Below are 18,074 nucleotides of genomic sequence, written 5' to 3'. Positions count from 1 at the left end.
AAGTGCTATCTTCACCCAATTTACGCTTGCGTGCGCAGTGATGCAGCACGCAAGTGTACGTTAATTAGTATCCATAATAAGTATATATTCTAATGAAAATTCTAAAATTCGGTGGCACTTCGGTAGGGAGTGCGGCGCGTATTCAAGGGTTGCTCGAAATTGTAGCACCTGCGGAACGTCAGATTGTAGTGTTGTCGGCCGTTTCGGGCACGACCAACGCATTGGTAGAAATTGCACAAGCTTTTGCTGGGGCAAAGACAGAGGAAGCCAAACAGCTGATAAAGAAGCATAAGGATAAGTACGAGGAACTGATTAAGGAGCTTTTCGCTACCGAGGAAGGCTATAAGAAGGGTAAGGATTTGATCGATCATCATTTCGAAAGTATTTCATCTTTTGCCAGCGATTTGTTTACACCATCGGAGGAGAAGATTATTTTGGCCCAAGGCGAATTGTTATCGACCACCCTGTGGCATTATTATCTGGAAGAATTGGGCATTGCTTCGGTATTGCTTCCTGCATTAGACTTCATGAAAATTGATGAAGACAATGAGCCGATGATCGAGTTTACCGCGGAGAAATTGGGCGCAATTCTGAGTCAGCATCCAGACAACACTTTGTTTATTACCCAAGGATTTATCTGTCGCAATTCATTTGGCGAGATTGATAATTTGCGCCGTGGTGGATCAGATTATACCGCTTCACTAATTGGCTCGGCCATTCGCGCTGAAGAAGTGCAAATCTGGACGGATATCGACGGTATGCACAATAATGATCCGCGTGTAGTACATAGTACCACACCGATTCGTCATTTAAGTTTTGACGAAGCGGCCGAGTTGGCATATTTCGGGGCGAAGATTTTGCACCCACAAAGTGTATTTCCAGCACAGCGTTACAATGTACCGGTACGTTTATTAAACACCATGGATCCGCAAGCTCCAGGTACATTAATTAGTAAAGAAGGCGCGCAAAAAGGCGTGATTCGTGCGGTAGCAGCCAAAGATGGCATTACAGCGATTCATATTCAGTCATCGCGTATGCTATTGGCCTACGGTTTCTTACGTCGTATTTTTGAAATCTTTGAGCGATATAAAACGCCTATCGACATGATTACGACTTCTGAAGTAGCTGTGTCGCTCACCATCGATGATACGACCAATCTAGAAGATATCATCAAAGAAGTAGAGGACTTCGGCTCTGTATCGGTAGATCGTGAGCAAACCATCGTTTGCGTAGTAGGTGATTTCAGTTCCAACGCGCATGGTTACGTAGGAAGAGTGCTCGAAGCAGTAAAACACTTGCCTGTGCGTATGGTATCTTATGGTGGATCAGATTTTAACGTATCTGTCTTATTAGATACCGAGCACAAGACCGAAGCGCTACGTTCTTTACATCACCGTTTATTTTAACAATACAACCCGTTTGATGTCATATTTTGATTCCAAGCTATTAGCAAAATTCGAAGGGATGGAAACGCCCTTCTATTATTATAATTTAGACCTGTTGCAACAAACCCTGTCCAAAGCCAAGGCAGCGGCAGACAAGCGTGGTTTTCATGTGCATTATGCGCTGAAAGCCAACTTCAATCCGCGCGTACTTTCTACAGTACAGTCTGCGGGATTTGGAGCCGACTGCGTGAGTGGCAATGAAGTGCAGAAAGCCATTGAAGTCGGTTTTCCGGCTTCGCAGATTACCTTTGCTGGTGTCGGTAAATCCGACAAAGAGATTCGTACCGCCTTGCAGCACGGTATCTTTGCCTTCAATGTAGAATCCATCCAAGAGATGGAGATCATTGATGGTTTAGCGGCCGAGATGGGTGTGCGTGCCAATGTTTCCTTACGCATCAACCCCAATGTAGATGCCAAAACGCATCAATACATTACCACCGGACTGGACGAAAACAAATTTGGCTTGCCCAACTCCGAGTTGGAGCGTGCCGCAGCAGTTCTCCGCGATTGCACGAATGTGGATTTGGTCGGTCTTCACTTCCACATCGGATCGCAGATCACCGATATGAATGTGTTCAAAAGCCTTTGTGTGAAGGTGAATGAATGGAAAAATTGGTTTGAAGAACGTGGAACGACTATTCGTGTGCTCAATGTGGGTGGCGGACTAGGTGTAGATTATTACGCGCCAGACGAACATCCGATTGCAGACTTCGAGACCTATTTTGATATTTTTGATCGTTTCTTGGAGCGTACACCTAACCAAGAGGTGCATTTCGAATTAGGTCGCGCTCTGGTAGCGCAATGTGGATCATTGATCAGTAAAGTACTCTATACCAAAAACGGCGTGAAGAAACATTTCTTGATCCTTGATGCCGGTATGACGGAGCTAATGCGGCCTATGTTGTACCAAGCGTACCATAAGATTGAGAAAGTAGGAGCAGGGGCGGAGGATACGACAAACTATGATGTCGTTGGACCTATCTGCGAAAGTACAGATGCATTTGGTAAGGAAGTTCCATTGCCTATTAGCGAGCGTGGCGACTTGATCGCGATTCGCACCGCTGGTGCGTATGCAGAAGTAATGGCTTCTCGCTACAATCTACGCGACGAGGTGCGCTATTGCTATGCGACTGAAGGTCAATTAGAGTTGGCCAATAGCTAAGCTTAGATAAGCTTTATATCATTAAATCAGGGGTATTTTACGGGAATGATATTCATTCCCGTAAAATACCCCTGATTACGTTTAGTGCTTTATGGAAGAGGTTACTGCGAATCTGTGTGCTGATGCAGGATTTTCTTCGCGATATCTGCTATGAGCGGATACGTATTTCCGAGGATGGTATCAAAATCTTCCACATCAACCCATGCGGCTTCGTCAATATCTTCTTCCAATTGAGGAATTAAGTCGGGGGATTTGTTGATGCCCATCTCATACCAATTCGTTTGCTTGAGTACGACTCTTCCACGCATGGTATAGGTATGGTAGGTGGTGCAAAATTTGGCTCCCAAATAATCCACTTTGACACCGCATTCCTCTTCCACCTCACGTTTTGCTGCCGAACGCGTTTTTTCGTCCTCTTCTAATTTGCCCTTTGGTAGATCCCATTTGCCTAATCGGTGAATAAATAGGTATTCGCCATGTCCGTTTTTGACAATGCCACCCGCTGCCTTGATTACTTTCATATTTTCCAACAGCTGTCTAAATATTGGTGCTGGGTCTGGTAAAATTACTAAGTTTGTGACAGGATCTGCATTAGTTATACTTGCTTTAAAAAGTTTTTCTATATCAATTTCTTGTAAACCAATCGTTTGAGGATTTACTACGTGTTGTGGTACGATATCTGCTAAAATTAGCAGGTTCTGGTTCATATAAATTTTATAAATTTGCGGCATGAATAACTACAATGAGGTTGAACAAAAAATTGCTGAATCGCTTCTGCAAATTAAAGCAATTAAATTGCAACCTAAAAACCCTTTTACCTGGGCATCGGGTTGGAAATCGCCTATTTATTGTGACAATCGGATCACATTATCTCATCCATCTATCCGAACATACATCAGACAAAATCTATCCCAACTGATTCAAGAAGAGTACGGTACGGTAGATATGATTTCGGGTGTAGCGACTGCCGGAATCCCTCAGGGAGCGCTGGTAGCACAAGATTTGGGCCTTCCATTTACCTATGTTCGTGGTAGCGCAAAAGAACACGGTCGCCAAAACCTTATTGAAGGAGAAGTAAGCGGCGGACAACGCGTGGTAGTAATTGAAGATTTGGTTTCTACCGGAAAAAGCAGCTTAGCTGCGGTTCAAGCATTACGTGAAGCGGAATGCAACGTGGTCGGATTGGTTTCTATCTTTACCTATGGATTGGATGCTGCTGAGGAGAACTTCAAGGAAGCTAAATGTAAGTTGCACAGCTTGTGTAATTATGATGCATTGATCCACGTCGCGTTAGAAAATGGCTACATCATGGAGTCAGATCTAGAGGTGCTACAAGACTGGAGAAAAAATCCTTCAACTTGGGGGAAATAAATTTGGCCTGTTAGTTGTTCTGGTATTTCAATAAACACACTTGATATGACTATTATCCAAAATTCCACCGTAATACAAATGCCAGTTGGCGACGTATATACGTTCTTGTCTGATTTAAATAATCACGAGCAATTGATGCCAGATAATATTTACAACTGGTCATCTTCTGCCGATGAAGCACAATTCACCATCAAAAATATGGCGAAGTTAGCGTTGAAAATCAATCAGCGTGTGGAGAATAAAGAATTGACCTGTGTACCTACCAATGATACCCCTTTTGAGGTATCTTTACACTGGAAGGTAGAAGAGGCCGGAGAGGGACAGACAAAAGCAACCTTCATCATCGAAGCGCAATTGAATATGATGATGAAAATGATGGCTTCCGGTCCTTTGCAGAAATTGGTGGATCACCAAGTAGCTCGATTGAAAGAAGTTTTAGGCTAAGCTGTCTTTTATAGATATTTTGTAAAGCGTGTAGGAATTCCTACACGCTTTCTTTTTGCCGTTGATGCAGGTCTGCGCATTCACATTTATTCCTTAATTTTGCGGGCATGACTACCTCCGATATTATTTCTTCAGATACCATTGTGGCATTGGCCACGTCTCCCGGTGCCAATGGCGCTATTGCGGTCATCCGACTTTCGGGTGCAGATGCAATAGCTATTGCCAATTCGGTATTTAAGGGAAAGGATCTGTCTAAGCAGGAAACGCATACTTTGCATTTTGGTACGATCCGAGATGGCGATGTGATTATTGACGAAGTGGTGATTTCCTTGTTCATAGGGCCAAACTCCTATACCAAGGAGCATGTAGTAGAAATCTCGACGCACAACTCCAATTATATTATCGAGCGTATCTTGAGCTTATTAATACGCCACGGTGCTCGCGCAGCTAAGGCAGGCGAGTTTACCTTACGCGCTTACCTGAATGGTGGCTTGGATCTGTCGCAGGCAGAAGCGGTAGCCGATCTGATTGCTTCGGAGAATAAAGCGTCGCATGAGATTGCCATGAATCAATTGCGCGGCGGTATCAGTAGCGAATTGCAACGCATGCGCGAGCAATTGATCAACTTCACGGCTTTGTTGGAGTTAGAGTTGGATTTTGGTGAAGAGGATGTGGAGTTTGCCGATCGCTCGGAGTTCTTGGCGCTGATTGGCACGCTTAAAGAGCATGTCACACAGTTAATCAATTCCTTTGAGTATGGTAATGCCATTAAGAACGGCGTGCCCGTAGCCATCATTGGAAAGCCGAATGCCGGTAAATCGACCTTGCTCAATACCTTGCTCAATGAGGAGCGTGCTATTGTGAGTGATATTGCAGGTACCACGCGCGACACGATCGAAGAGATGATGACGATTGATGGCGTGACGTTTCGCTTTATCGATACCGCAGGATTGCGCGAAACGCTAGATACAATCGAGGCGATCGGAGTGGCACGTGCCAAAGAAAAGGTGGCTGCAGCGAAGGTTTTATTATATCTATACGATTCTTTGAACAATACCGCGGAGGAAGTAATCGAGCAGGTGAAAGCATTTCATCGTGAAGGTCTGATCACCATTCTCGTGCGTAATAAGATTGATTTGGAAGGTGGCTATTTTGCCAATGACTTTGATTATCAGATTAAAGCGGAATTGATCGGCGGCGGCTATGCAGATGAAATTGTGGCGCTGTCGGCCAAAGATCCAGCCTCTGTCGCTCGCTTAACGAGCTCTTTGGTCGAACGAATTCGTGGTCTCGTATCTGATAACCAGCAGGTGATTACCAATATTCGCCATGTGGAAGCACTAAAATTGGCTTTTCAATCGATGGAAGATGTAGATCGTGGTTTTCAAATCGGCCTCTCCGGCGATTTGCTGGCGTCGCATCTACGCGATGCGCTCCGCCATATCGGTACGATTACCGGGCAGATTGATGTGGATCGCGATATTCTAGGTACTATTTTCGGAAAGTTTTGTATTGGGAAGTAGATGTTAGTAGTGAGATATGAGATATTAGTATTTAGGTATTAGTAGTTAGATGTTAGATATTAGTAGTGAGATATGAGATATAAGTATTTAGATATTAGTATTTAGATAATAGATGTTTGTAGTTAGATAAAAAGCACTGAAAATATTCATTTTACAGTGCTTTTTTTGTTTTTAATGCAGTCTTGTATTTGATGGTTTGAGCCTAATAATTCTGCTAATCGGCTCATGAATTTATTATATTTGAGTTGAATATATCTTTTAATCGGCTCAAGATGTACAGCTGGCAATTCAAGAACTGGCCTAATTTCACCTATTCCTTAGATGAAATTCATACTATCGCCATATCCTTTGCAGAGGAATTGGGCTTAACTAATGGCTTGGTTACAGGGTTGAGTGAAGATCTCAAGCAGGAAGCATTTTGAGGCACCGCCTTCTTCAGTAGTAGACAATGAGATGGCTAATTTTGTCCAGTGGTTTAATGATGACAAACTCGCTAAATTAGATAAGATAAGTGCTGCATTGGTGAAATCATCTATCACACATCTGTATTTTGAGAGTATACATCCTTTTGAAGATGGTAATGGTCGTATTGGTCGTGCATTAGCTGAGTACGCCTTGTCTCATACCCTAAAAGCTCCTGTTTTACTATCCCTTTCTAAGATCATTGAGAAAGATAAGAAGCAGTATTATACCGTACTGAAGTCTACTCAACGTGATTTAGATATCACGAATTGGATTATTTATTTCTCAAAGATCATCTTTCAAGCGCAGATCGAAGCAAAGCAATTGATCGAGTTTACGGTGAAGAAGATGAAGTATTTTGACCGCTTTAAAGATCAGCTTAATGAACGGCAGTTAAAAGTAATCCAACGGATGTTCGACGCTGGTGTCGAGGGATTTGCAGGAGGTATGACGGCAAAAAAACATAGGGCAATCACGAAAGCTTCGAAAGCAACAGCTACGAGAGATTTGCTATATCTCGCAGATATTAAAGCGCTGGAACCGCAAGGGGGAAGTAGGTCAACCAGATATGAGTTTGCGTTGTAAGGAGTTGTTTAGTAATGATTTGTACTTTAAATCATTCTTCACCGATGTAATTGGTGATAGTTGATATTACTAGATTTATTTATATACCCGAACAGGTATATAAATATTTGGTAACCATTTTTTATACCCGAAAAGGTATTGTTTTAAAGTTTGACGTATCCTTTTTTACTCAAAATGCACTACTTAATCTTATTCCGCTAATTGCTATTTTATCTCCGTAACCTTTTATGTTGAGCGATAACCTATTGGGGTTTTCCGTATTTATTTTTCCCTTAAAATTGAGTAATTTGCAGGAAGTGCAGATTATCATGCCGAACAAACCAATAAATAGATTGAAAGTAGTTCTTGTGGAACAAAGTAAAACGAGTAAATGGCTTGCGCTGATGCTCGATAAGAACAAAACAACTGTTTCTCGATGGTGTGTATCAATGAAGTGCAATCGAGTTTGGATAGTTTGTCGTAGATAGTTGCATTATAAGAAATTAATATCAAAGAATTATTGAATTCCAGTAAATAATGAGTGCTAAATCGAAAGTAACGCAGTCTCAATTAGAGCAATACCTTTCCAAAGCCGCATGGATCCTCAAGGGGCCAGTGGACGCTTCGGATTTTAAAATTTATATATTTCCCTTATTATTTTTCAAGCGTATTTCAGACGTTTATGACGAAGAGTTTATTGTGGCTATGGCCGAATCTGATGGCGATACGGAGTATGCAGCACTTCCCGAATTTCATCGATTCGTCATTCCAGAAGGCTGTCATTGGAAAACCGTAAGAGAAAATACGACAAATGTTGGTCTATCCATAGAAAAAGCCCTGAGGGGAATAGAACAAGCAAATCAACAATACTTGTACGGAATATTTGGCGATGCGCAGTGGAGTAATAAAAACAAGTTATCCGATCGTTTATTAGTCGATCTTATTGAGCATTTTTCACAATATGAATTATCTAACTCCAATGTAGAAGCCGATATGCTCGGAAATGCCTATGAATATCTCATTAAGCATTTTGCCGACTTGACCAACAAAAAGGCTGGTGAGTTCTATACGCCTCGATCTATTGTCCGATTGCTTGGGCTTATACTGGATCCTAAAGCTGGAGAATCTGTATACGATCCGGCTTGTGGTACAGGAGGTATGTTATTAGAATGCGTCGACCACCTACGCGAAAAAGGAGAAGATTACCGTACACTCAAGCTTTATGGACAAGAAAAAAATCTAACGTCAAGTGCCATTGCTCGCATGAATATGTTTCTGCATGGTATGGAAGATTTTAAGATCGTTCGTGAGGATACACTGAGAAACCCCACATTTTTCACTTCCGACGGCTTACAAAAATTCGACTGTGTCATAGCAAATCCACCGTTCTCACTGAAAGATTGGGGAGCCGACAGTTGGATCAATGATCCACATGGGCGCAATATTGCTGGTGTCCCACCAAAAGGCAACGGTGATATGGCCTGGGTGCAGCACATGATTTCTTCATTGAATGAACATGGAAGAATGACTGTTGTTTTGCCACATGGCGTTTTGTTCCGAAAAGCATCAGAACAAAAGATTCGTAAAGCCTTAATAGAAATGGATCTGTTGGAAGCTGTTATCGGATTAGGAGCTAATATTTTCTATGGCACGCAGCTAGCCGCTTGTGTTTTAGTTTTCAAAAAGCAAAAGGAAACTTACAAGCAAAACAAAGTTTTATTTATCGACGCTTCGGATCAAATCCGTGTAGGTAGGGCGCAGAACTTTTTAGAAAAGGTACATGTGCAGCAGATTTTTGATTGGTATTATAATTTTAAAGAGGTAGAAAACTATGTCAAAGTAGTCGATGTCGAGCAAATTATGGAGAATGATTGCAATCTAAATATACCACTATACATTGATAAGGTTATTGAAGATAATCTACCATCTGTAGAAGAGGCCATGCATCAGTTAAAAGCAGCGTGGGAAGAAAGCGTAAAAGCAGAGAATAAGTTTAAAAAGTTGTTTAAGAATTATTTGTAATGAGTTTACCATCAAGTAGAGCCAACAATAGAACCTTAAAAGAATGGTTTGACAAAATAAATAGTGGTGAAATAAGATTGCCTAGATTTCAAAGGCCGGAAGCATGGGATAAAACTCGCATTAGGAGTTTAGTAAATACAGTAATTCATAATTTGCCTTTAGGTATTACTCTTATATTAGAAGTAAACAGAGATAATGAACCATTTGTATCTAGAGTTTTAAAAACAGCTCCCGATATAGGAAATAGAGTAACGGAACATCTCTTAGATGGACAACAACGCTTGACTGCTTTTTGGAGAGCTTTACATAATAATTATGAATGGGAAACATATTTGGTCTACAATTCAGATTGGGATGTCTATAAGGATGAAACTATCGATACTGGAAGTTATGTCGAAGTGAGATGTCAACCTCGTTGGATGAAAAAAACTTCAAAACGTCCAGTTTGGGTGGATAGTCCGAAGGATACTTTACTTAGAGGTTTAGTCCCTTTAAATTTGTTTAGTCCTATCGATAATTCTTCTGAAATTGAACATTGGATTGATTTAGCGGTATCTCATGAAAAACCAACAGAAAGTGAACAAGATTCTTTTGCAAAATTGATGGCTTGGACGCAAAGAAAGGAAGTAGTTAAAAACTTCATCCGTGATCGAAAAGAAATTATTAGACATTATAATCTTCCATATTTAGCGCTTCCGTTATCCACGCCTAAAGATACTGCACTGCAAGTATTTATAAATATGAATACAAATAGTAAGCCTTTATCACAATATGATATTATACGCGCCGAAATAGAAGGGGTTAAAGGCGTTTCATTAGATGATTATCAAAAAAAACTAGATATCGATTATCCAAATGTAAAGCACTATTTTGATTTACCTTATCTTATTTTGGCTACATCGGCTTTGATGCAAGACAAATTGCCTAATCAAAGAGGTATGTGGGATATGAAAAAGGAAAAAATGATCGAAGATTGGGAGATGATGTGTAAAGGTCTCGGACAGATGGCTGATTTTCTCACACAAAATGGTATCTATGATCAAAGCAGATTACCAACCAATGCCGTATTAGCAGTTATTTCAGCACTATACACCATGATTCCTGATAGTTTAGATCATAGAGGTAGATGTGAGATTCTATTAAAGAAATATTTATGGAGTAGTTTCTTTACGGATCGCTATGAGAACTCAGCGGCTTCTAATGCTTTTAGTGATTTTAGAGAATTGAAACATATTGTTTTACAAGAAGTAAAAGAAAATGGCGAAGCATATTCAGAGATAGAGGTGCCGATTTTTAATAGAAATAAATATCCGTTATCAAGTATTGATGAGTTGTTGCAAGTAGGTTGGCCAAAACGCGAAAGTATTCGTGCTAGAGGGGTAATGGCTGTTTTTTTAAATTTAGGCGCAAGGGATTTTGCAGATGGTTCTCGATTAGATCGTCAGCAATTATTGGATGGAAAGAGACATTACCACCATGTTTTTCCCGACCATTTGTTAAAGGATGCTGAAATTGAAAGTTATTTAGTATTGAATTGTGCTCTAATAAAAGATAAAACCAATCTAAATATTAGTAATAAAGAACCTTATAGGTACTTGAAAGAACGATATCAATGGACAACAGAAGATTACGTAGATGTAAGGCTACGTTCTCATTTGATTCCGATCCAAGAATTGAAAAATGGTGGTTATGAAAATTTATCTGCTGAAGAAAAAAAGACTAAATTAAAAATAGACTTTGATGCTTTTCTAAACAAAAGAGCTCAGTATGTTTATCATGCAATTCTTCAATTAGTAGAAGGTAAAGACCTAATTGCAAATGAGATTATCAAAGAAGTTGAATCTCTAGAAACAGTAGTAAATAAATGACACAACAACAATTAGAAAAATATTTGTGGGGCGCGGCAACCGCTTTGCGAGGTACGATTGATGCTGGCGACTACAAACAATATATATTTCCGCTATTATTCTTCAAACGGATCTGCGATGTCTACGATGAAGAATTTCAGCAGGCTTTAGCTGATTCAGATGGCGATCTAGAATTTGCAGCCTTTGCCGAGAATCATCGTTTTCAAATTCCAAAGGGGGCGCATTGGAATGATGTGCGCGAAACCACCTCCAACGTTGGTATGGCCATTCAGCAAGCGATGCGTAGTATCGAAAAAGAGAATCCTGACGCATTGGATGGAATATTTGGAGATGCGAGCTGGACCAATAAAAATCGTTTATCTGATGAGACCCTGATTAATCTTATTGAGCACTTCTCGCAACATAAGCTCAATCTGGCTACCGTATCCGACGATAAATTGGGCAATGCATACGAGTATTTGATCAAGGAGTTTGCGGATGACAGCGGCCATACTGCAGCGGAGTTTTATACCAACCGAACTGTTGTCAAGCTGATGACTAAGATTATGGATCCGCAACCGGGCGAATCGGTGTACGATCCCACCTGCGGTTCAGGAGGTTTATTGTTGAATTGTGCTCTGCATTTGAAAGAAGAAGGAAAGGAATATCGTAACCTAAAATTATATGGACAAGAGATCAACTTGATTACGTCTGCGATAGCGCGTATGAACATGTTTATGCACGGAATAGAAGAGTTTAAAATCGTGCGTGGCAATACCCTAGCAGATCCAGGACTGATTGAAAATGACCAACTCAAAACATTCAACGTCATCTTGGCCAATCCACCGTATTCCATTAAGTCCTGGGATCGTAATGCATTTATGAATGACCCTTGGGGGCGTAATCTTTGGGGAACACCACCACAAGGATGTGCGGATTACGCTTTTCAACAGCATATACAGAAATCGCTAGATATTAAAAATGGCCGCTCTATTTCGCTTTGGCCACATGGTATATTGTTCCGAGATAGCGAAGCGGAGATGCGTCGAAAAATGATTGAGAGTGATGTTGTCGAGGCTGTGATAGGTTTAGGGCCAAATCTTTTCTATAATTCACCTATGGAAGCTTGTTTGTTGATTACGAATAATGACAAACCTAAAAAGAAGAATGGGAAAATTCTGTTTGTAAATGCAGTTAAGGAAGTTAAAAATGAAAAAACAATGAGTTTCTTGTCGGATCAGCATGTTGAAAAAATATTCAATGCCTATAAGAAGTATGACACAATTGACGATTTTGCAGTCATAGTAAATAGCGATACAGTTTTAAATACAAACAAAGGGAATTTATCTATTAGTTTATATGTACGACCTGATGATTTAACCCGTGTGGAGCAACGAAGTGATTTTTCAACTGATTATCAAGATTGGATATCATCGAGTAAAGCGTTATCAAATTCAATGACCCAATTATTTAAAAGCTAATAGAGAATGGAGTTTAAAATAAACAAAGATAATTGGGAAAAAGTGTCTTTAGGCGATGTTGTTTTTGAGCCTAAAGAAACGGCAAAAGATATTATTGCAGAAGGTTTTGAGCATATTGTGGGATTGGAGCATATTGAATCAGGAGATGTGCATCTAGAAGCTCTTTTTCTATTGATACGGATACCACATTTACCAAAGTATTTAGGTCTGATGATGTTTTATTCGGACGAAGAAGAGCTTATTTAAAGAAAGCAGCACAAGCTTCTTTTGATGGGGTTTGCTCTGGAGATATTACGGTAATGCGTGCCAATGATAAACTGAATGTGCGAATTTTACCTTTTGTTATTCACAATGAGAAATTCTTTGATTACGCAGTCAAGCATTCAGCAGGAGGATTATCGCCGAGAGTTAAGTTTAAAGATCTTGCCAACTATGAATTCCTTCTCCCTCCCAAAGAACAACAAGCGGAATTAGCCGATTTGTTATGGGCTATGGACGAGGTGATTGAAAAAGATTTGGAGGTGTTGGAGAAGTTGGAGGAATTTATTAGGTTGAAAAGAAATTCTCTGGTTAAGTCAGGGGAGCTAGTTCTATTAAGAGACTTTATAAAATTGAATTATGGCAAGGCTCTGAAAGATTCAGAAAGAGTTGAGGGTAGTTTTTCAGTAGTAAGTTCCTCAGGTATACAAGGAACACATAATATTTCTATGGCTGAAGGCCCTGGAATTGTTGTAGGGAGAAAAGGTAATGCTGGAGAAATCATTTGGGTTCCAAATGATTTTTGGGTAATAGATACAGCTTATTATGTAACTGTTTGTGAAGCTTATAAATCGTACCCAATTAGGGCGGTTTATTATCTTTTAAAATCAATTGATTTCAAAAGAGATGTTATAGCAACAGCAGTTCCTGGGCTAAATAGAGATGATGCTTTAAATAGATATATTAATATTCCAAATACGACTTTTTTATTTGAGTTTATGGCGCAGATCGAAGCAATAGAAATCATTAAAAATGAAAGTAAGTCCAAATTACAATCCTCCAAAACTTTGCAAAAAGCCTTGATCAATCAAATCTTTTAAACCTCAAGCGTATGAAATTTGAGATATATTGTGACGAAAGCGGTCTAGAGGCATTGAGCAACAAAGAAGCTCATTCATATACGGGGATAGGTGGGATATGGATTCCAGCGGATCAACGTGCTACGCTGAAAGAAGGTATTGGTGCTATTAAAAACAGATACAATATTCACGGAGAGCTGAAATGGCAAAAGGTGTCACCCGCTTATTTAGATTTATATAAGGAAGTGATCGACTTTTTCTTTAACGCAAACTATGTCCGTTTTCGTGTTATCCTGGTTGAGGCTCAGAAAGTGGACAACATTCGTTTTCATAATGCAGACGCAGAATTGAGTTTTTATAAATTCTACTATCAGCTTTTACAACATTGGATATATGATTTTAATGAATATGCCGTATTTGTGGATCTGAAAATAAATAGAAATAAAGGAAGATTAAAAGAGCTAGAGAAAGCACTTGACAATTCTAATTATACTTCTGACATTACACAGGTGCAAGGATTGCCATCTGATCAGTCATTGGGTATTCAGTTGGCAGATGTATTGACAGGTATGGCAACCGCTAGATTTAATCGTCAATATAAATCGGGTTCTGCTAAGGAGCAATTAATCAATTACGTAGAACAAAAATATTTAGATAAAGAGATTGTGCCAACAGCGAAAGCTGAAGAAAAGTTTAATGTCTTTAAAATAAATCTTCAAGGAGGTTGGTGATGGCTTATAAAAAGATTAAGCCATACGAAATGACCGAAGAAGCATTGAGGGAAATATGGCGTGTAGAATATTGCGAAACTGATATACAAACATTTGATGGAATATTAGTTCAATTCTACAGCAACATGTTTGACCATTGTTTTTATGAAAGCGCCAATCGATTTAAAAAAGACAAATCGATACTATCGTATAATCGATTAGAAAAAATTTATTGGATAAAAGAAGCTTTGCGAGATCCAGATGCCGTATTAAAAGTAGGATGGGATGCTCAATCAAAGTCCTACAACAATAGCCGGAGAGTTACTTTGGTAAAAGGAAATTATATTGTGGTTATTATCATTTTTGGATCTAAAAAAGCAAGATTTATTACAGCTTATGAAGTAGATGATGAACAGAATTTAGGGAAAATATTAGAAAGCCCTGATTTTGGAAAATAAAAAAAACGTTGATTAGCTGGTTCAACGTTTAAGACCTTTGTAGATTCCCTACCAATGGTAAAGAACAATACAAAGTTATACACTATATTACATATATCAAAATGTAATTATATATATCAAAATATAAAAGAGATAAACCAAATTAAGATGTTTAACGAAAGTAATACCGTAGAAGCCTTTGTGATCAAGCAGTTATCTGGTGTTGAACTAAGTAAGATCAGTGTCTTAAGAGAACCTACTAGTTATGGTGCTTCTTGGCAGTATATCGCTCCGCAGGATTTAAGACGCGATGTCAGTAAAGTTTTGTTAGAAGATCGCTTAATAGATGCACTCCAAAGATTGAATCCCGCTATAGCAGAGAATCCAGGTTTAGCGGAAGAAGTGATTTATAAACTACGGACGATATTACTTTCGGTTGGACAAATTGGTTTAGTGCGTGCCAATCAAGCATTTCAAAAATGGATGTGTGGAGATGAGTCTATGCCCTTTGGAGAAAATAATCAGCATATACCTATTAATCTAATTGATTTCGATAATATCGAAAATAACGATTTCGTTGTCACCAATCAATTGCGTGTCTATGCGCTAGAAACTAAAATTCCAGATATAGTTCTGTTTATTAATGGTATACCAGTCGTTGTGGGTGAACTCAAAACACCTATTCGGCCATCTATATCTTGGTTAGATGGTGCTCATGAGATTGTAGACGTTTATGAGAATACAGTTCCGCAATTGTTTGTGCCCAATATCCTCAATTTTGCTACCGAAGGAAAATCCTTTGGCTATGGTGGGATTCGAACCCCATTACAATTTTGGGGGCCTTGGCGAATGGATTTAAACAAAGATCGCATTAGTAAGTTTTTTTGGATTGGTGATGTAGCTACGGAGATGAACGATTTGCTAAAGCCTAATCGTTTATTGGATATTTTGAAGAATTTTAGTCTGTTCAGTACCAACAATAAGAAGCAGCTAGTTAAGATCTTGCCACGCTTCCAACAATACGAAGGGGCCAATAAAATTGTCGAACGTGTATTAGATGGACAAGTTAAGAAAGGATTGATATGGCATTTTCAAGGGTCGGGTAAATCATTTCTAATGGTTTATGCTGCACAAAAGCTACGGAATACAGCGGCTTTAAAAAGTCCCACTGTTCTGATCTTGGTAGATCGTACAGACTTGGATACGCAGATATCGGGTACATTCAATGCCGCAGATATTGCGAATGTTGTGACAACGGAGAACATAAGTGAATTGCAGTATTTATTGGAACGCGACACTCGGAAGATTATCGTCTCCATGATTCATAAATTCCGGGATGCCAAACCCGATATGAACATACGAGAAAACATTATTGTATTGGTTGATGAAGCCCACCGTACTCAGGAGGGCGATTTGGGTCGGCAAATGCGAGCAGCTTTACCAAATGCGTTCTTGTTTGGGCTAACGGGGACGCCGGTCAATCGAGCGGACAAAAATACCTTTTGGGCTTTTGGGTCCGAAACCGATAATGGCGGCTATTTATCTCGCTATACCTTCCAAGATTCTATTCGGGATGGTGCTACATTGCCATTACATTTCGAGCCTCGACTAGTAGATGTACATCTAAATCAGGAGTTATTGGATGAAGCCTTTGAAGCACTAAAATCAGCTTCGGAATTGACAGACGAAGATGCTGATTTGCTCAATAAAAAGTCGGCGCGTATGGAATCCTTTCTAAAAGCACCTGAACGTGTAGGCAAAATTGTAGCCGATATAGCCAAGCATTTCAAGGAAAAAGTAGAGCCTCATGGTTTTAAAGCGATGATCGTGACACCAGATCGATATGCTTGCGTACAATACAAGGAGGAACTAGATAAATATTTTCCAGAGGGAGCAAGCAAGGTCGTTATTTCAACCACAGCGAACGATAAGAAAGAGTTTAAAGATAAATGGGCCGTGGATAAATCGCAGCAAGAGAAAGTTGTTGAAGAATTTAACAAACCCGAATCACCACTAAAATTCATCATTGTTACAGCAAAGCTTTTGACTGGATTTGATGCGCCCATATTACAGACACTTTATTTGGATAAATCAATCAAGGATGTTACATTATTGCAGGCGATTTGTAGAACAAACAGACTCTATCCGAATAAGTATTTTGGAAGAATTGTAGATTACTTCGGAATTTTTGATGATGCTGCAAAGGCTTTGCAATTTGATGACAAAACGATGCAATCAATTGTCACAAATTTGAATGAGCTTAAAGATAAATTTCCAAAATTGATAAACAATGCACTTGCTCATTTTGATGGTGTAGACCATTCTCTGGAAGGGTTTGAAGGTTTGGAAGCTGCTCAAAATGCGATTCGTACAGACGAACTCAAAGATGCCTTCGCAAACGATTTCAAACTGTTGATGAACGTCTGGGAATCGCTTTCACCTGATCGCATATTAGATCCTTATCAGGCAGATTACCGATGGTTGTCACAAATATATGCATCTGTAAAACCAGCTTCTGACCATACGGGTAAATTGCTTTGGTTGACTTTGGGTGCTGAAACGACGCGATTGATTCATGAAAATATCACCGTTGGTGACGTGCATGATTTGGAAGAATTTGTGTTAGATGCCGATGTGATTGATAGCATCTTCAATAGTACGGATTCAAAAGATGCTAAGAAAATCGAACAAATCCTTGTCCATCGATTTAAAAAGCATAGTGGAGATCCTAAGTTTCGAAAACTGAGTGAGCGCTTGGAAGATTTACGAGCAAAAGCCGAACAAGGATTAATTACCTCCATTGAGTTTGTTAAAGAGCTGTGTAAGCTTGCAAAAGATACCCTTCAAGCGGAGAAAGATTATGAGGCAGAATTGTTGCAGAAGACACCACAAGCTGCATTGACAGAGTTATTCGTAGAGCTTAAAACAGACGAAACACCAGCTGTCGTAGAACGCATCGTCAAAGATATCGACGATATCGTGCGTGTCGTTCGATTCCCAGGTTGGCAAACAACAGCGGCTGGGGAAAGAGAAATACAGAAATCATTACGAAAAGCATTGCTGAAATACCAACTTCATAAGAATGAAATGCTGTTTCAACGGGCGTATGAGTATATAAAGGAGTATTATTAGCTATCAATTTAATCATGATTAAATGAACATACCCTGCTACTGTTGGATATCTAAAAGCAAGTATACTTACCAACGTTCATTTTTTTCAAACCAAAAATTATGATAACAAAAATTAATAAGTTAAAGCGCTTCGGGATTTACCAAAATTATACTTGGGGTGGGATTGACGAATTCAAGAAGAAAAACTTAGTCTACGGTTGGAATTATTCAGGGAAAACCACACTTTCCAAGCTCTTCCAGGTTTTAGAATTTAAGGATAAGAATAGGTGTTTTAATGACTCGGAGATTGAAGTGTCTTATCCTAAAATACCTATACAGGTTGCTTAATAAATCCTGAATTGGTTATACATGCTATTTGTTAATCCTAATTGTACTGTACACTGCAATTTTATAATCCTGCTTGAACTATACAAGTT

17 protein-coding genes are annotated in these 18,074 nt (G+C 39.4%); 16 read left to right on the top strand and 1 reads right to left on the bottom strand.

From position 1 onward, the window contains the following. The first annotated feature begins 92 nt into the window (after window positions 1–92). Window positions 93–1,406: an aspartate kinase gene (locus tag DC487_RS12950; protein WP_116776394.1), complete on the top strand. Its 1,314-nt coding sequence runs from the start codon at window positions 93–95 to the stop codon at window positions 1,404–1,406. Window positions 1,407–1,422: 16 nt separating this feature from the next. Further along, on the top strand, window positions 1,423–2,607 hold the full coding sequence (lysA, locus tag DC487_RS12945; protein ID WP_116776393.1) for a diaminopimelate decarboxylase: 1,185 nt from the start codon (window positions 1,423–1,425) through the stop codon (window positions 2,605–2,607). Between the two features lie 101 nt (window positions 2,608–2,708). On the opposite strand, the gene DC487_RS12940 is transcribed toward lysA, so the two are convergent. Then, complete coding sequence (locus DC487_RS12940; RefSeq protein ID WP_239016384.1) at window positions 2,709–3,314, bottom strand: NUDIX hydrolase; 606 nt, start codon at window positions 3,312–3,314, stop codon at window positions 2,709–2,711. Window positions 3,315–3,336: 22 nt separating this feature from the next. On the opposite strand from DC487_RS12940, the gene pyrE reads away from it, so the two are divergent. From pyrE to DC487_RS17425, 14 genes are all read left to right on the top strand, one after another. Then, the gene (pyrE, locus tag DC487_RS12935) at window positions 3,337–3,978 is read left to right on the top strand and encodes an orotate phosphoribosyltransferase (RefSeq protein ID WP_116776391.1); all 642 of its coding nucleotides are present in this window, start codon (window positions 3,337–3,339) and stop codon (window positions 3,976–3,978) included. Between the two features lie 45 nt (window positions 3,979–4,023). Beyond that, window positions 4,024–4,422: an SRPBCC family protein gene (locus tag DC487_RS12930; protein ID WP_116776390.1), complete on the top strand. Its 399-nt coding sequence runs from the start codon at window positions 4,024–4,026 to the stop codon at window positions 4,420–4,422. Window positions 4,423–4,529: 107 nt separating this feature from the next. Next, window positions 4,530–5,945, top strand: a complete 1,416-nt coding sequence (gene mnmE / locus DC487_RS12925; protein WP_116776389.1) for a tRNA uridine-5-carboxymethylaminomethyl(34) synthesis GTPase MnmE — start codon at window positions 4,530–4,532, stop codon at window positions 5,943–5,945. Between the two features lie 272 nt (window positions 5,946–6,217). Continuing rightward, window positions 6,218–6,367, top strand: a complete 150-nt coding sequence (locus DC487_RS17355; protein ID WP_239016383.1) for a DUF4172 domain-containing protein — start codon at window positions 6,218–6,220, stop codon at window positions 6,365–6,367. A 31-nt stretch (window positions 6,368–6,398) separates the two neighbouring features. Beyond that, window positions 6,399–6,992 (top strand): Fic family protein, encoded by a 594-nt coding sequence (locus tag DC487_RS12920; protein WP_239016382.1) that lies wholly within the window; start codon window positions 6,399–6,401, stop codon window positions 6,990–6,992. A gap of 516 nt (window positions 6,993–7,508) precedes the next feature. Further along, entirely contained in the window at window positions 7,509–8,993 is a 1,485-nt protein-coding gene (locus DC487_RS12910; RefSeq protein WP_116776388.1) for a type I restriction-modification system subunit M, read from the top strand. After that, entirely contained in the window at window positions 8,993–10,861 is a 1,869-nt protein-coding gene (locus tag DC487_RS12905) for a DUF262 domain-containing protein (protein WP_116776387.1), read from the top strand. The genes DC487_RS12910 and DC487_RS12905 overlap by 1 nt, the downstream gene beginning before the upstream one ends. Beyond that, window positions 10,858–12,321 (top strand): type I restriction-modification system subunit M, encoded by a 1,464-nt coding sequence (locus tag DC487_RS12900; RefSeq protein ID WP_116776386.1) that lies wholly within the window; start codon window positions 10,858–10,860, stop codon window positions 12,319–12,321. The genes DC487_RS12905 and DC487_RS12900 overlap by 4 nt, the downstream gene beginning before the upstream one ends. Window positions 12,322–12,327: 6 nt before the next feature. After that, on the top strand, window positions 12,328–12,567 hold the full coding sequence (locus DC487_RS17320; protein WP_207774420.1) for a hypothetical protein: 240 nt from the start codon (window positions 12,328–12,330) through the stop codon (window positions 12,565–12,567). Beyond that, window positions 12,459–13,400, top strand: coding sequence for a restriction endonuclease subunit S (locus DC487_RS12895; RefSeq protein ID WP_207774428.1), 942 nt, complete (start codon window positions 12,459–12,461; stop codon window positions 13,398–13,400). The genes DC487_RS17320 and DC487_RS12895 overlap by 109 nt, the downstream gene beginning before the upstream one ends. Before the next feature lie 11 nt (window positions 13,401–13,411). Next, a complete protein-coding gene (locus DC487_RS12890) occupies window positions 13,412–14,110 on the top strand; it encodes a DUF3800 domain-containing protein (protein ID WP_116776385.1) in 699 nt (232 codons plus the stop codon). 29 nt (window positions 14,111–14,139) lie between these two features. Beyond that, complete coding sequence (locus DC487_RS12885) at window positions 14,140–14,547, top strand: hypothetical protein (RefSeq protein ID WP_133228568.1); 408 nt, start codon at window positions 14,140–14,142, stop codon at window positions 14,545–14,547. 147 nt (window positions 14,548–14,694) lie between these two features. Next, entirely contained in the window at window positions 14,695–17,658 is a 2,964-nt protein-coding gene (locus DC487_RS12880) for a type I restriction endonuclease subunit R (RefSeq protein ID WP_116776612.1), read from the top strand. A gap of 99 nt (window positions 17,659–17,757) precedes the next feature. Continuing rightward, the gene (locus DC487_RS17425; RefSeq protein ID WP_116776383.1) at window positions 17,758–17,985 is read left to right on the top strand and encodes an AAA family ATPase; all 228 of its coding nucleotides are present in this window, start codon (window positions 17,758–17,760) and stop codon (window positions 17,983–17,985) included. Window positions 17,986–18,074: the final 89 nt, after the last annotated feature.

The sequence above is a fragment of the Sphingobacterium corticibacter genome, assembly GCF_003076635.1.
GTDB classification, from domain to species: domain Bacteria; phylum Bacteroidota; class Bacteroidia; order Sphingobacteriales; family Sphingobacteriaceae; genus Sphingobacterium; species Sphingobacterium corticibacter.
Note: the sequence above shows the minus strand (reverse complement) of the source record. Positions and strands in the feature narration are given on the sequence as shown.

What these genes read in the sequence shown, in the direction of transcription:
- DC487_RS12900 (WP_116776386.1), top strand. Translation starts at nt 10,858, where the DNA reads ATGACACAACAACAATTAGAAAAATATTTGTGGGGCGCGGCAACCGCT.
- DC487_RS17355 (WP_239016383.1), top strand. Translation starts at nt 6,218, where the DNA reads ATGTACAGCTGGCAATTCAAGAACTGGCCTAATTTCACCTATTCCTTA.
- DC487_RS12885 (WP_133228568.1), top strand. Translation starts at nt 14,140, where the DNA reads ATGACCGAAGAAGCATTGAGGGAAATATGGCGTGTAGAATATTGCGAA.
- mnmE (WP_116776389.1), top strand. Translation starts at nt 4,530, where the DNA reads ATGACTACCTCCGATATTATTTCTTCAGATACCATTGTGGCATTGGCC.
- DC487_RS12905 (WP_116776387.1), top strand. Translation starts at nt 8,993, where the DNA reads ATGAGTTTACCATCAAGTAGAGCCAACAATAGAACCTTAAAAGAATGG.
- DC487_RS12930 (WP_116776390.1), top strand. Translation starts at nt 4,024, where the DNA reads ATGACTATTATCCAAAATTCCACCGTAATACAAATGCCAGTTGGCGAC.
- DC487_RS17425 (WP_116776383.1), top strand. Translation starts at nt 17,758, where the DNA reads ATGATAACAAAAATTAATAAGTTAAAGCGCTTCGGGATTTACCAAAAT.
- pyrE (WP_116776391.1), top strand. Translation starts at nt 3,337, where the DNA reads ATGAATAACTACAATGAGGTTGAACAAAAAATTGCTGAATCGCTTCTG.
- DC487_RS12880 (WP_116776612.1), top strand. Translation starts at nt 14,695, where the DNA reads ATGTTTAACGAAAGTAATACCGTAGAAGCCTTTGTGATCAAGCAGTTA.
- lysA (WP_116776393.1), top strand. Translation starts at nt 1,423, where the DNA reads ATGTCATATTTTGATTCCAAGCTATTAGCAAAATTCGAAGGGATGGAA.
- DC487_RS12910 (WP_116776388.1), top strand. Translation starts at nt 7,509, where the DNA reads ATGAGTGCTAAATCGAAAGTAACGCAGTCTCAATTAGAGCAATACCTT.
- DC487_RS12940 (WP_239016384.1), bottom strand. Translation starts at nt 3,314, where the DNA reads ATGAACCAGAACCTGCTAATTTTAGCAGATATCGTACCACAACACGTA.
- DC487_RS12890 (WP_116776385.1), top strand. Translation starts at nt 13,412, where the DNA reads ATGAAATTTGAGATATATTGTGACGAAAGCGGTCTAGAGGCATTGAGC.
- DC487_RS12920 (WP_239016382.1), top strand. Translation starts at nt 6,399, where the DNA reads ATGGCTAATTTTGTCCAGTGGTTTAATGATGACAAACTCGCTAAATTA.
- DC487_RS12950 (WP_116776394.1), top strand. Translation starts at nt 93, where the DNA reads ATGAAAATTCTAAAATTCGGTGGCACTTCGGTAGGGAGTGCGGCGCGT.
- DC487_RS17320 (WP_207774420.1), top strand. Translation starts at nt 12,328, where the DNA reads ATGGAGTTTAAAATAAACAAAGATAATTGGGAAAAAGTGTCTTTAGGC.